This is a genomic window from Actinomadura sp. 3N407 (genome assembly GCF_052245875.1).
Lineage (GTDB): Bacteria > Actinomycetota > Actinomycetes > Streptosporangiales > Streptosporangiaceae > Spirillospora.
In genome coordinates, this window is the sequence record NZ_JBQQBP010000020.1 from 66,093 (window position 1) to 80,435 (window position 14,343).

Sequence of the window (14,343 nt, forward strand, 5' to 3'; positions counted from 1 at the left end):
TCATGCCCTCTTCCCCGGTGCCAGGATGGGACGCATGACCGACCGGCCCTGCCTGCTTCTCCTCGACGGCCACTCGCTGGCCTACCGGGCCTTCTACGCGCTGCCGGTCGAGAACTTCAGCACCACCACCGGGCAGCCGACCAACGTGGTGTACGGGTTCGCGAACATGCTGGCCAACGCGCTGCGCGACGAGCGTCCGACGCACTCCGCGGTCGCGTTCGACGTGTCGCGGCAGACGTTCCGGACCGAGGCGTTCCCCGAGTACAAGGCGACACGGTCACGGTCGCCGGAGGGGTTCGGCAGCCAACTGAGGATCCTGGACGAGTTCCTCGCCGCGATGAACATGCCGGTGCTGCGGGCACCCGGCTACGAGGCCGACGACGTGATCGCGTCCCTCACCGCCAGGGCCGAGGCGGACGGCCTCCAGGTTCTGGTCATCACCGGCGACCGGGACGTCCTCCAGCTCGTCAGCGACAACGTCACCGTCCTGTACTTCTACCGGACGGCCTCCGAGATGATCCGGTACACGCCCGACGCGGTGCGGGAGAAGTACGGGCTGACCCCGGCGCAGTACCCCGACTTCGCTGCGCTGCGCGGCGACCCCTCCGACAACCTGCCGAGCATCCCGGGCATCGGGGAGAAGACGGCCGCGAAATGGGTCCGCGAGTTCGGTTCCCTCGACGCCCTGCTGGACCGTGCCGGCGAGGTGAAGGGGAAGGCGGGCGAGAAGCTGCGCGCCGCGCTGGACACCGTACGGCTGAACCGGCGGCTGACCGAACTCGTCCGCGACCTGGACCTGCCGGTGGAGATCGGGGACCTGCGGCGGCGGCCCTACGACCTGTCCGCGTTCACGTCCCTGCTGGACGAGCTGGAGTTCCGCAACGCCAGCCTCCGGCAGCGCCTGTTCGCCGCCGATCCGGGCGGCGGCCGCGCTCCGGAGGCGAGGCTGGCCGGGCCGGAGCCGATCAGGGGCAGGGAGCTGGGGCCGGACGAGCTCGCGGGCTGGCTCCGGTCCCACGCGACCGGCCAGGTCGGGCTGGCCGCCGACCACACGTGGGTGCGCGGCGCGGGTGACATCACCCGGATCGCGCTGGCCACCGGTGACGGCCATGCGGCCTCGTTCGAACCGTCCGGCCTCACCGAGGACGACGAGCGGGCCTTCGCGGGCTGGCTGGCCGACCCCGGCCGTCCCAAGGCACTGCACGACGTGAAGTCGCTGCTGCGCGTGTTCGGTGAGCGCGGCTGGCGGCTCGACGGGATCGCCGCCGACACCGCGATGGCCGCCTACCTCCTGCTGCCCGGCCTGGCCGCCTACGGCATCGCCGACCTGGCGGGACGGCACCTTGGGCGCCGCCCCTCCTCCGAGGGGGCGGCCGGGCTGATGCTGAGCGCGCGCGCCGTCCTCGACCTGGCGGGCAAGTTCGCCGCCGACCTCGCCTCCACGGGCATGGACGAGGTGTTCCGCGACGTCGAGCTGCCGCTGTCGGGCCTGCTCGCCAGAGCGGAACGTGCCGGAGTCCATGTCGACGCCGGCCTCCTGCACGAGCTGGAACGCCACTTCGCCGACGCGATGGAACGCGCGGCCGACGAGGCCGCCGACATCGCCGGGCGCCGCTTCAACCCCGGCTCGACCAAGCAGCTCCAGGAGGTCCTGTTCGGCGAGCTGGGCCTGCCCAGGACCAAGAAGATCAAGTCCGGGTACTCCACCGACCTCGACGCGCTGACCTGGCTCGCCACCCAGACCGACAACGGCCTGCCGCAGGTCCTGCTGCACCACCGCGACCAGGCGCGGCTGCGCACGACCGTGGCCGGGCTGATCCGGGAGATCGGCGGGGACGGCCGGATCCACACCACCTTCCAGCAGACCGTCGCCGCCACCGGCCGCCTCACCTCGACCGAGCCGAACCTCCAGGTCATCCCGGTCCGGACCGGGGAGGGACGGCGCATCCGCCGCGCGTTCCTGCCCGGCGACGGCTTCGAGTCGCTGATGACGGCCGACTACGGCCAGCTCGAACTGCGCGTCATGGCGCACCTGTCGCAGGACCCGACGCTGCTCGCCGCGTTCGAGTCCGGCGAGGATTTGCACACCACGATGGCGGCGCAGGTGTTCCGGGTCGTCCCGGAGGCCGTCACCCCGGACATGCGCCGCAAGATCAAGGCGATGTCGTACGGGCTGGCGTACGGTCTGTCCGCGTTCGGCCTGGCCAGGCAGCTCGGCATCCCGATGGCGGAGGCGCGCCCCCTGATGGACGCCTACTTCGAGCGGCTCGGCGGCGTCCGCGACTACCTCGACCACGTCGTCGCCGAGGCCCGCGTCACCGGCTACACCCGCACGGTCCTCGGCCGCCGCCGCTACCTGCCGCACCTGACCAGCGACAACCGGCAGCGCCGCGAGACCGCCGAGCGGATGGCGCTGAACGCCCCCGTGCAGGGCTCGGCCGCCGACATCGTCAAGATCGCGATGCTGCGGGTGGACGAGGCGCTGACCGGCGCCGGGCTCGCCAGCCGCCTGCTGCTCCAGGTCCACGACGAGGTCGTCCTGGAGATCGCGCCCGGCGAACGTGACAGGGTGGAAGAGCTCGTCCGCACCCACATGACCACCGCCTACCCGCTCTCCGTCGGACTGGAGGTCGCCATCGGCACCGGCCCCGACTGGAACGCCGCCGCCCACTGAACCACCCGCTCGGCGGGCGTCGCACCCGGGCGCCGCCGAGCAGATCACACATCCCGTCACTGGGTAGAAGACGCTCGGGGAGGCACGCATGGAGATCGAAGTGATCGTCGAGATCCCCAGGGGATCGCGCAACAAATACGAGATGGACCACCGGCTCGGCCGCATCCGGCTGGACCGGATGCTGTTCACCTCGACCCAGTACCCGGTCGACTACGGCTACATCCCGGACACCATCGCCGAGGACGGTGACCCGCTGGACGCGATGGTGCTGCTGGAGGAGCCCACCTTCCCCGGCTGCCAGATCACCGTCCGCAGCCTCGGGGTGTTCTGGATGCACGACGAGGGCGGCCCGGACGCGAAGATCCTCTGCGTCCCGTCCAAGGACGTCCGCTACGCCGAACTCCGGGACCTGGGCGACGTGCACGAGCACATCCGCAACGAGATCGCCCACTTCTTCGACATCTACAAGAACCTGGAGCCGAACAAGAGCTCCGACGTGCGCGGCTGGCAGGACCGCGAGATCGCCGACCAGACCATCTCCCAGGCCGCCGACCGGGCACGGACCAAGACGACGGCCTGACCGGGGTCACCGCACGCGCGCCCGGCGTGGCCGTCTTTACGGGGACGGCCTGGCGGCGCACCATTTCATAGGTGAGCTCCCGGAGCGTGATGGAGCCGGTCGTCGTCGTCGGCGCCGGGCCGGTCGGCCTGGTCACGGCGCTGCTGCTGGCGCGGCACGGCGTGCCGAGCGTGGTGCTGGAGGCCGCCGCCCGGCGCGACCCGTCCGGGTCCAGGGCCATCTGCTTCCAGCGGGACGTCCTGGACGTCCTCGACCGGGTCGGCTGCGCCGAGCCGCTGATCGCACGCGGCGTGACGTGGACGACGGGCCGGACCTACTACCGCGGGGACGAGCTGTTCTCCGTCACCTTCCCCGACGCCGGACGCGGCGCGGTCCCGCCCTGGATCAACATCTCCCAGGCGGAGGTGGAGCGGCACCTGCGGAATCTCGCCGTCGCCGAGCCGCTGGTGGATCTCCGGTACGGGCATCCCGTCAGCGGGTTCCACCAGGACGGACGCGGGGTCGAGGTCGACGCGGGCGCCACCGTCCGGGGCAGCCATCTGGTGGGCGCGGACGGCGGGCACAGCGCCGTCCGGCAGCTGCTCGGCATCGGCTTCCCCGGACGCACGTTCGCCGACAGGTTCCTCATCTGCGACATCCGGGCGGAGCTGCCGTTCCCGAGCGAACGCCGGTTCTATTTCGACCCCGAGTGGAATCCCGGCCGGCAGGTCCTGGTCCACCAGTGCCCGGACGGCACCTGGCGGATCGACTGGCAGGTCCCCGCCGACCACGATCTCGACACCGAACGCGCCTCCGGGGCCCTCGACGCCCGGATCCGGAAGATCGTCGGGGACATTCCGTACGAAATCGTGTGGGCGACCGTGTACCGGTTCCACGAGCGGCGTGCCGCGACGTTCGCGTCCGGCCGCGCGTTCCTCGCCGGGGACGCCGCCCACCTTTACGCGCCGTTCGGCGCCCGCGGGCTGAACTCGGGCATCCAGGACGCGGAGAACCTCGCGTGGAAGCTCGCGTTCGTCCGGCACGGCCGGGCGCCCGACGGGCTGCTCGCGTCCTACGACATCGAACGCCGCGCCGCCGCGGGGGAGAACCTCCGCGTGACCACCCGGACGATGGAGTTCCTCGTCCCGCAGACGCCCGCTCAGCGCGCCCACCGGCTGGAGTCCCTGGAGAGGGCCAGGACGCACCCGGACCCCCGCACGATCATCGACTCGGGCAAGCTCGCCGAACCGTTCTGGTACCTGGACTCGCCGCTGACCACCCCGTCCGGCCCGGTGGACGACTTCCCGCTCGAACCCGGGACCGTCCGCCCGCCCGTGCCCGGAACCCTCTGCCCGGACGGCCCGTGCGTCATCTACGGCGAACCCACCCGCCTGCGGCGCCTGTTCGGGACCGGCTTCGTCGTCCTGACGGCGGAACGGTGCGCGCTCGAACTCCCGACCGACGTCCCGCACGCGATCCACGCGCTGGACGACATCGACGCCGGCGGGGTGCTCCGGGCGGCGCTGCGGGCCGGCCCGGACACCGTCCACGTCGTCCGCCCGGACGGCCATCTCGCCGCCGTGCTCCCGTCCCACGACGCCGGGACGCTCACCGCTGCCCTGCACCGCGCCTGCGGCCGCTCCTAGCCCGCTCCGAGGACAGCGCGGGCGGCGTTGTGCCCGGGTATGCCGCTGACGCCTCCGCCGCGCCGCGCACCCGCCCCGCACAGCAGCACGCGCGGATGCTCGGTCTCGACGCCCCAGCGCCCCCGCTCCCCGGGGTCCTCCGCGAACGGCCACGACAGGTCGCGGTGGAAGATGTGCCCGCCGGGCAGCCCCACCTCGTTTTCCAGGTCGACGGGCGTTTTGACCTCCAGGCACGGGGTGCCGTCCGGGGCGCGCAGCAGGCAGTCCTCGATCGGCTCGGCGAGGACCGAGTCGAACGAGGCGAGCGTGGCGCGCAGAGCCTCGTCCCGTGCGGCCGCCGGGTCCACGCGGAACAGCCGCGCCGGCATGTGGAGGCCGAAGAGCGTCAGGGTATGCGCCCCGGCCGCCCGCAGTTCCGGCCCGAGAACGGACGGATCGGTCAGCGAATGGCAGTAGGCCTCGGCGGGCGGAAGTGCCGGGACACGACCGGCCGCAGCGTCCTCGTACGCTTTGCCGAGTCGTGCGCGTCCCTCATTGATGTGGAACGTACCGGCGAAGGCCTCCTCCGGCCGGACGGAAGGGTCGCGCAGCCGGGGCAGCCGGGAGAGCACCATGTTCACCTTGAGCTGCGATCCCTCGGCCTGGACTTCAGCCGGCATGTTGACCAGAATCCATCGAGCGGAAACGGCGTGCTCAGCGCCGCCGGCGTCCCGGAAAGTCACCTCACCGGACGGATCGACGGCCAGTACCTCCATTCCGGTCCGCATTTCCGCGCCGGCGGCCCGGGCGGCATCGGCCAGCGCCCCGGTCACCGCTCCCATTCCGCCCACCGGCACATTCCAGTCGCCGGTGCCGTTTCCGATGACGTGGTAGAGAAAGCAGCGATTGGCCAGCAGCGAGGAATCGGCCGGATCGGTGAAGGTACCGATCAGCGAATCCGTGAGCACGACTCCGCGGACGGTGTCGCCGGCGAACCGCTCGTCCACGACGTCCCCGATGGGCCGCTCGAACAGGTCGCGCCAGGCCTCCTCGTCGCCCACCGCCGACCGCAGCCCGGCCCGGTCGCGCAGCGGTTCCAGCAGCGTCGGCGCGACCCGCCGCGCGACCCGCCCGGCCATCCCGTAGAACCGGCGCCACGCGTCGGCGTCGCCCTTGAGGGACGCGGCCGTCCGCGCCGGGTCCTCGTTGTCGATCAGAAGCCCGCCGTCGCCGACCGGCGTGTACGACGAGAACCGCCGTCCCCGCAGCTCGACCGTCAGCCCCAGATCCCGGACGATCCGCGACGGCAGCAGGCTCACCAGATACGAGTACCGCGACACCCGCGCGTCCACCCCGGGGAACACCCGCGCCGAGACGGCCAGCCCGCCCACGTGATCGAGCCGTTCCAGCACCAGGACCCGCCGCCCGGCCCGAGCCAAGTAAGCGGCCGCGACCAGCCCGTTATGCCCACCACCCGCGATGACGACGTCGTACATGCCCCACAGAGAACCACAGGGCAGAGGAAGAGGCGGGAAGGGCACCGGCGCGCAGGCGTTCGGTGGAGGATCGGGCGACACGCATTTGGCACGAGCCTCCCGGGCCACGGGGGCGCCTACCCGCAGATGGCCGAGCGGATCGCCGCCCACGGGTACGGCGGCGCGTCCAGGCCGGGTGAGTCGGCGAAACTCCGTTGGCGCCGGGCCGTCCGGCCGGGATCATGGGGCGGGTGAAGATACGGCTTTCTGGTGGTGTGGTGGCTTCGGGCCTCGGTGCCTGGGTCGCGCGGCCGGCGGGTCCGGCCCGGCTGCCGGACGAGGCCGACGCGCGCCCGGGGGAGGCCGTCGCCCTGGGGCCGGAGGACGCCGCCGAGGGGGATGTCGAGCACGCCGTCGCGGAACTGGCGCGGCTCGTCGCGGCCGGGCGAGCGGTCGCGGCGGGAGCGGGCGTCGACCTGGGGGCGGGGTTCCGGTCCGCGCGGCTGGACGGGGCGCGCGGGGACCATCGGGACGCCGTGCTGGCGGCGCTGCGGGTCGTCGGCCTCCACGACGCGGGACGGCTGGGGGACCGGACCGGGTTCCTGGTGGCGCTGTTCGGGCCCGCCGTCACGAAGCGGGTGGGCGCGGCGGCCGGGCGGGCCGTGGAGGAGGGGCGGTGGGCGGCGCTGCATCTGGCCGTGGCGGCCAGCGATGTCCTCGGTCCCGAACAGCTGGAACGCGTCCTCGCGCTGGAGGCGCCCGAGAACGTCGACGTCGTCCCCGGTGGCCTGCCCTCGGTGCTCGGGCTGTACCTGCGGCAGGTGTTGGAGCCGGTGCCGCGGCCCCGCAGGCTCGACCTGATCCTGGATCTGTGGGGACGGGTCCTGGACCACCATGCGGCACTGGCGCGGCGGAAGCGGCGGCTGGCGACGCAGAGCAGCCGCGACAGGGTCCCCGACCTGCGCGCGCGGCGCCGTCACTACGAGGACGAATGGATCCTGAACCTCCTGCGGACGTCCCTGGGAACCGTGCGGGACCCGTCCCTCGCCGACGCCGCGCGGTGGACGCCGGACGAACGGTACTGGCGTGACCGGCTCCAGCTGATCGTCCAGGACGCGCTCGGTGCGACGGCGCTGCTGCGGACCGCGGTGGCGGTCGCCGACCACGGGCTGCGGGACGGCCTGGACCGCTCGGAGGCCCTCGTCCGCGCCGCGGCGGCCCAGGTGGACGACATGACCGCGGCGCATTCTGCGCGCCGCGTGCCGGGACTCACCGGCATCCCGGCGCGCCCGGCCGCCCACGTCCGCGAGATCCACCGCAGGCTCTCCGGCGGCGCCCCGAGAGACGCCGGGTTCGCCGCCTACCTCAGGCCCCGCCTGACGTCCGCCCGCGCCTACGCCGTCGTGATCATCGAGGACGTCGAGCGGCTGATGGACGAGATGCTCGGGGTCCGCGACGAGACGCTCCGCGCGTGGGCGGCGACCGGGCTGCGGGACTGGCGCGAGGCGGTGGGCTACGAGCGCCCTCCGGCCGGCTGGGCCGGCATCCCGCCCTGGTCGGGCCCGCTTCTGAGGGACACCGACCCGCTCCACGCGCGGCCGGCCGGCCCGGACGGTCCGGCGACCGTGGAAATGGTCGGTGACCTGCTGTGGTACGCCGACCTGGTCGACGCGCTGGCCCGGCTGCACGGGCACGACAGGGCGCGGGGCACGCCCGGGACCGGGGCGCCCTGGTTCGATCATGATCCGGAACCGGTCGCCGAGCCGCTGGCGCCGCGGCTCGACTCGATCACGCTGGCGGTCTCCGGCGCCGCGCAGCTCGTCGCGCTCGGCGGCGTCCCGCCGCGCGGGGCCCGGACGTGGCCTGCGCTCACCGGGGGCCTGATGTCCGGCACCGCGATCGCCGAGGCGCTGACCGGCGAGTTCGCCGTCCCGGCGCCGCTGCTCGCCCGGGACGGGACGGCCCTCACCGGCGCCGGTGTCCGCGTCAAGGTGGCCCGCAATGCCCGTGACCTGGCGGAATGGGCCGACTACATGGGCAACTGCATCGCCGGCCCGGCCTACGTCGAAGGCGCCAGGAGCGGCCGCACCGGCCTCGTGGGCCTGTACGACAAGGACGGGATGCCGGTCGTCAACGCCGAACTGTTCCCGCTGCGGCCCTCGTCGCGGGGGTGGCGGGTCAGCGAGATCGCGGCGAGGTTCAACATCGATCCGGACGAGGAGCTGGAGCGGCGGTTCCGCGAGTGGGTCGCCGCGATCCCCGGCGCCGTCACGGAGGAGACCGTCCGGGTCCCGGACGAGCCCGCGCCCGTCCGGCCCGCCCGGCGCCGTGCCGCGCCCCGCCTCGTCGAGGACGCGGGCCCGGCGCTCGGGACGCTCGCGCGGCGGGCCTGGGAGGAGACCGGCCCCGGGGTGCTCGACGTGTTCGCCGCCGTCGCCGCGACACCGCCGGACGCCGCGCTCGTCCGGCTGCGCCGCCTGGGGGCCGCCCAGCTGACCTCCGCCGTCCGGCGCGCGCTGGACGCGGGCACCGTCGACCTGCTCGGGCTGTGGACGGCGACCGAGAACCGTCCCCTCGCCGCCGCGCTGGACGCCCTCGACCCGGCCCTGCGCGACCGCTTCGACCGGCTTCCGCTGCTGCTGGACGAGCCGCCGCTCCCGAAGACGCTGCGCAGGCTCATCAGGCTCCCCGCCATCGCCGACGCCTACAACCTCGACCTGGCGGGCCGCCGGACGCGCCGGGCGATCGGGCGGCTCGCCGTCCAGGACGATCCGGTCATCGCCCGCGCCCTCGCGCGACGCGCGACCGAGCCGCTCCTCTGCGCGCTCATCGTCGCCGTCCACTGCGACGCCTCCGCGGCCGGGACCGATCTGGTGCCCGTGACGGCGCCGAGGAGGATCAGAGTCCCCGGCTACCCGGCCACCACCCTCAAGGACGAGGACGGCCCGTGGCGGCGCGCCCTGCCCGCCGCCCGCGAACTCGGCGCCGACACCGCCGCCTTCTGGGACGAGATCGCCGCGCACGGCCTGCGCGTCCCGGCGTCCTGGCTCGCCTCCGGCGGCTGGACGGCGCTGTGGGCCCGCGCCCACAGCCACCGCCGCTGACCGTGGCCTACGGGCGGCGGAAGATGGTGATGGAGTGGCCGACCCCGCCGATCCGCTCGCTGGAGCGGATCAGCGGCACCAGCCGCGGGTCCTGCTTGGCGATCCAGCTGTTGGACACCACCAGAAGCCCGTGCACCTCGTCCGGCCGCGCGGTGCGCGGGTCGGAGGCGTGGACGCCGTAGTAGGCCGGGACGCCGCCGCCCTTGTAGACGAGCCAGACCTTCTCGCCCGGGTGGCGGTCGCGGAGGCGGTCGGCGAGCCGCCGGAGGTCCTGGCCCCAGTCGACGTTGGAGTCGTGCAAGTGCAGGTGGGTCTTGGCCGGGCCGCCGAACGCCTCGTTCGAATACGGGAGGTAGTACGGGAACGTCCGCAGCGAACTGACGGCGACGAACAACACGAGCACACCGGCGGCGGCCCTGGCCCAGCGCCACCGGACGAGCGTCACGCCGGCCGCCGCCACCGCCAGGAGCATCGGCGTGAAGATGACGTACCGGATGCCGAAGTCGCGGGAGCCGGTCATCGCCACCGCCAGCAGCACGGCCGTGGCGCCCAGGACGTACGGCGCGGCGGGCCGCAGCCGGGGCAGCGCCGCCATCGCCGCGATCCCCGCCGCCCCCAGGGCGAGCGTCCCGAGGGGCGTCTTCACCAGCAGCGCGGCCGGAACGTAGTACCAGAGAGTGCCCCGGTAGGCGTCGCCGAACAGGAATCCGCCCCACTTCAGGTCTTCGAAGCCGAACTGGAGGCGCATCCCGTCCCGGAACGGCTCCGGGAACGGCATGAGGTGGACGGCGAGCCTCCGCAGCCCGTCCACGGCGGGGAGATCGGCGGGCGTCGTCCAGTGCAGCCGCGGATCGACGGCCAGATAGGACGCCCACACCACGGCGACCGCCAGCGCCGCCGCCCCCGCCGCCGACGCCACGGCGGCGCGGCCGGACCGGCGGGACGACCACACCGACAACGCCACCAGTGCCATCAGGACGGGCACGGCGGGCAGCACGGACATCTTGGTGGCGAGGGCCGCGCCGAGCGCCAGCCCGGACAGCGGCACATAGAGCCGTGGCCGCCGTCTCGCGCGCCACGCCAGCCACACCGACGTCACCAGGAGACCGGCCGTGGGCACGTCCAGCGTGGCCAGCGACCCGTGCGCGATGACGCCGGGCGAGAACGCGTACAGCGCGAGCGCCGCCACTCCGCCGGCGGGGCCCGCCAGGTCGCGGGCGAAGGCGAAGACGACCAGCCCGAACAGCAGGGTCAGAAGGATGACCGGGATCCGCGCGGCCAGCAGCAGCCGCTGCGCGTCATTGCCCGATTCGTAGAGGAGGTGCCGCCCGGCCTGCGTCTGCGTCCCCTGGTAGGCGGCGTCGAAGTCCGGGCCGGCGAGCACCGCCCCGGCCCCGATGATCAGCTTGCCGAGCGGCGGATGCTCCGGGTTGTGGCGCAGATCGTGTTCGAGCAGGTACTCGACGCCGGCCACCACGTAGACGGGTTCGTCGCTGGTGGGCGACTGCCGCACGGCCGTGGCGGCCATCGCGGCGGCCATCTCGGCCAGCAGCGCCACCACGACGAGGGCGAGCAGCCACCGCCGGTGCCGGAGCAGCGCCGCGAACCGGCCGGCCGGCGCCTCACCGCGAGACGCCGGCCGTCCGTGCTCGGCGGACAGCGAGGTCACCGCACCACCCTCACATGCCGCCGTGCCCGGAAACCGTCATCGCCTTCCCGGCGTGGCGCCGCCCCCGAATGCCGTAAGGAACCGGTCGCGGAAATCCTTCATCGGCCAGACCGGGCCGTTCTTCGCGGGCTTGAGACCGTCCTGCCAGCCCCAGCTGGAAATCCGCTCCAGAACGGCGTCGTCCTTGGCGACGATCGTGATCGGCACGTCGCGGCTCGCGCCCGGGCCCGTGATGAGCGGCGCGGGCTGGTGGTCGCCGAGGAAGACGAGCACGGTCTCGTCATCGCCGTAGGTCTCCATGAAGGACACGAGGGTGTTCAGCGTGTACTCGACGGACTTGCGGTACTCGGCGCGGATCCGGTCCGCCGGGGGCCACGGTGCGTCGTATCCCTTGCCCATGCCCTGGAAGACCGAGCCGTCGCCGACCGCTTCCCACGGGACCTGCCGCGGGATGGACGCCCACGGCGCGTGGCTCGACACCAGGGCCGTCTCCGCCATCACCGTGGCGCGGTCGTCGGCCGCGAGTTCGGTGCGCTGGAGCACCGACAGCGTGTACTGGTCGGGCATGGTGGCGAAGCTGAAGCGCGGCCCCTTGTACCCGAGGTTGCGGTTGTCGTACACCTTGTCGTAGCCGTAGAACCCGCCCTCCGGCCAGGCCCGGGTGATGGCCGGCATGAGCGCGACCGTCCGGGAGCCGGCGCGGTGGAACGCGCGGTTGAGGGTGAAGCGGTCGCTGTTGACGAGGGTGCGGTACCGCTGCTGGTTGTCGACCCGCAGGCCCGACAGCAGGGTCGCGTGCGCCAGCCAGCTGCCGCCGCCCGCCGTGGGGGAGGTGAGCCAGCCGCTGCGCGCGGAGAACCCGGCCTCGTCCAGGCGCCGCGCCCCGGCCTCCAGCACGGCGCCGACCTGCGGCGCGAACTCGGGGCCCTCCACCGCGGAACGCCCGTAGCTCTCCACGAACGCCAGGACGACGTCCTTGCCGCGCAGCCCGGTCAGCAGCTTGTCGGGGGGCGTGTCGCGGAAGGCGTCGACGGCGGCGGCCTCGGCGAACTCCTCCCCGTCGTTCAGGCTGGACCGCACCTGCACGGCGTGGTCGTAGGCGAGGACGGCGGTGCTCCGCGACGCGACCGGCACCCCCTCGACGAACTGGGCTCCCAGGGCGGCGCACAGGAGCCAGACGGCGCCCAGAACGACGGCCGAGCGTGCCGCCGTCCTGTGGTGGCGGGCGGCGGCGCCGCTGAGCCGCAGCGTCGACAGCGACATGAGCACGACCGCGGCGACGGCCAGCACGATCGCCAGGATCACGGCGCCGACCGCCCCGGCCCGCCCGGCCGACCCCTGGACGAAGCCGATGGCGGGACTGAGCAGCGGCCAGTCGAGGACGAGGTCGAACGGCCGGAACATGACGGCCTCGAAACCGATGTCCATGACCTTCAGGACGAACAGGAGCCCCAGGACTGCCCCAGCCGCCCCGGCCGCGTACCGTCTCGCTCTCGCCGGCACGGCGAGGATCAGGGCGACGCCCACGATCCCCTCCACCGGCACGCGCGCGAACGCCGCCGGGGTCAGCCGGGAGGACTCGACCGGTGCGACGAGCGCGGCCACCACGAACAGGAAGGCCGCGCCGGTGACCGCCCTGCCCGCGGCCCGCCTCCATCTCCGCCGGCCGCCCGGCTCCGGGGCGGCCTTCTCCTCGGCGCCGCCGGCGGCGACATCCTCGTCTTTCACCCGCTCCAGGCGGCTATCGGTGGTCAGCACGTCCTCCCAGGCTCGGTCCCCCGCCGCAGACGCGACACCCACTGCACGTCGATGGGGCGCCCGCCGGTTCAACATTCCCACCTGAGCGCCGGTGCGGCCATCCCCGGGCGCGGCGCGCCCGACCTCGCTCCCCGGCACCGCCTGGACCGCCGGCCAGATCGGGAGCGCGGAGACCTTCACACCGCCCCGCCGGTTCGACGCCGACGAACCGCTCGCCTTCAGCCGCCCGCCGGCGTCCCGATCCCGGCGCTGCCGATCGCGCCGTCTGCGGGCATGATGAACGGAGGTGACCAGAGGAGAGAGACGTGACCATCCCCGCATTCGTCTCCGCGCAGTCCGACGCCGCCGAACGCGGCCGGGCGTTCGGCACACGCTGGAGCACCGAGATCGCCGCCACGCACACCGGCTACATGAAGCTGTTCGAGACCCTCGGCGGCGACGCCGGCCGCGTCCGCGCACTGAGCGGGGAGGCCCTGGCGCAGACGACCGCGTGGGCACCGCCGCTCGGTGCCGAGATCGACGCCATCGCCGCGGGCGCGGACCTCGAACCCTGGCAGGTCGCGTCCGTCAACGCCCGCACCGAGATCCTCGCCGCCCTGAACGCGACAGGCCGGAACGAGTGCAGCACGGCCGTGATCCTCCCGGACGACGCGCCGCCCCGCACCGTCCAGACGTGGGACTGGCACGACGCGATGCGCGACGTCCCCGTCGTATGGACGTACGAGCCGCGCCACGGCCACCGCGTGCGCACCTTCACCGAGTTCGGGGCGCTCGCCAAGATCGGGGTGAACGGCGCCGGGCTCGGCGTGCACTTCAACATTCTGGGGCACGCCTCCGACGGCGGCGCGACCGGCGTTCCCGTCCACATGATCGCGCGCCGCATCCTGGACGAGGCGGCGACCCTGGAGGACGCCGAGCGGATCGCCCGCTCGGCCCGCACCTCGGCGTCCACCGCGATCACCGTCGTCACCTACGACGGCCGGCGCGGCCGGGCCGCCACCCTGGAGATCTGCCCTGCCGGAGTGGGCGTGGTCCCGGCGAACCCGGACGGAGTCCTCCTGCACACCAACCACTTCGAGGACCCCGGTCTCGCGGCCGGTGAAGCGTGCGGCGACGAACTCCCCGGCTCCCGCGCCCGCCTCGACCATCTGCGTTCCCGCACGGACGCCCTGTCGGCCCCGACTCCGCTGGAGCGTGCCGAGGCCCTGGTGAGCCACGCACCCGACGACGCCCCGGTCTGCGCGCACCCCACGTCCGCCGACCCGTCCCAGACCCGCTGGGAAACCCTCGCGACCGTCAGCCTCGACGTCGCGGCGGGCGCCCTGGACGTCCACAAGGGCGGCCCCTGCCAAGCCGCCCCGACCTCCTGGCAGCGGCACTAGGGAAATTACCGGGGGTATGTCGAGAACGGGCGGAGGGGATCCGCACCACGGCGCCGCGCGGATGACCGCCGTGGGCCCCGGTGCGGTACGAGCGACG

At 73.7% G+C, this 14,343-nt stretch carries 8 protein-coding genes; 5 read left to right on the forward strand and 3 right to left on the reverse strand.

Going from position 1 to position 14,343, the window contains the following annotated elements:
* Nucleotides 1-34: 34 nt before the first annotated feature.
* The 3 genes from polA to ACTWPP_RS36935 all read left to right on the forward strand — a co-directional run bounded on the left by polA (nucleotide 35) and on the right by ACTWPP_RS36935 (nucleotide 4,879).
* Entirely contained in the window at nucleotides 35-2,674 is a 2,640-nt protein-coding gene (gene polA, locus ACTWPP_RS36925) for a DNA polymerase I (RefSeq protein WP_443109068.1), read from the forward strand.
* Nucleotides 2,675-2,762: 88 nt separating this feature from the next.
* Complete coding sequence (locus tag ACTWPP_RS36930; protein WP_443109069.1) at nucleotides 2,763-3,254, forward strand: inorganic diphosphatase; 492 nt, start codon at nucleotides 2,763-2,765, stop codon at nucleotides 3,252-3,254.
* Between the two features lie 71 nt (nucleotides 3,255-3,325).
* Complete coding sequence (locus tag ACTWPP_RS36935) at nucleotides 3,326-4,879, forward strand: FAD-dependent monooxygenase (protein ID WP_443109070.1); 1,554 nt, start codon at nucleotides 3,326-3,328, stop codon at nucleotides 4,877-4,879.
* Here ACTWPP_RS36935 and ACTWPP_RS36940 read toward each other — a convergent pair.
* Nucleotides 4,876-6,354: a phytoene desaturase family protein gene (locus tag ACTWPP_RS36940; protein ID WP_443109071.1), complete on the reverse strand. Its 1,479-nt coding sequence runs from the start codon at nucleotides 6,352-6,354 to the stop codon at nucleotides 4,876-4,878. The two genes, ACTWPP_RS36935 and ACTWPP_RS36940, sit on opposite strands and share 4 nt — an antisense overlap.
* Nucleotides 6,355-6,611: 257 nt before the next feature.
* On the opposite strand from ACTWPP_RS36940, the gene ACTWPP_RS36945 reads away from it, so the two are divergent.
* A complete protein-coding gene (locus ACTWPP_RS36945) occupies nucleotides 6,612-9,437 on the forward strand; it encodes a hypothetical protein (protein ID WP_443109072.1) in 2,826 nt (941 codons plus the stop codon).
* A 7-nt stretch (nucleotides 9,438-9,444) separates the two neighbouring features.
* On the opposite strand, the gene ACTWPP_RS36950 is transcribed toward ACTWPP_RS36945, so the two are convergent.
* Together ACTWPP_RS36950 and ACTWPP_RS36955 are read right to left on the reverse strand one after the other, a co-directional pair.
* Entirely contained in the window at nucleotides 9,445-11,106 is a 1,662-nt protein-coding gene (locus tag ACTWPP_RS36950) for an ArnT family glycosyltransferase (protein ID WP_443109073.1), read from the reverse strand.
* A 36-nt stretch (nucleotides 11,107-11,142) separates the two neighbouring features.
* Entirely contained in the window at nucleotides 11,143-12,864 is a 1,722-nt protein-coding gene (locus ACTWPP_RS36955) for a sulfatase (protein ID WP_443109074.1), read from the reverse strand.
* Between the two features lie 305 nt (nucleotides 12,865-13,169).
* Between ACTWPP_RS36955 and ACTWPP_RS36960 the strand changes: the two genes are divergently transcribed.
* Nucleotides 13,170-14,246, forward strand: a complete 1,077-nt coding sequence (locus tag ACTWPP_RS36960) for a C45 family autoproteolytic acyltransferase/hydolase (RefSeq protein WP_443109075.1) — start codon at nucleotides 13,170-13,172, stop codon at nucleotides 14,244-14,246.
* Nucleotides 14,247-14,343: the final 97 nt, after the last annotated feature.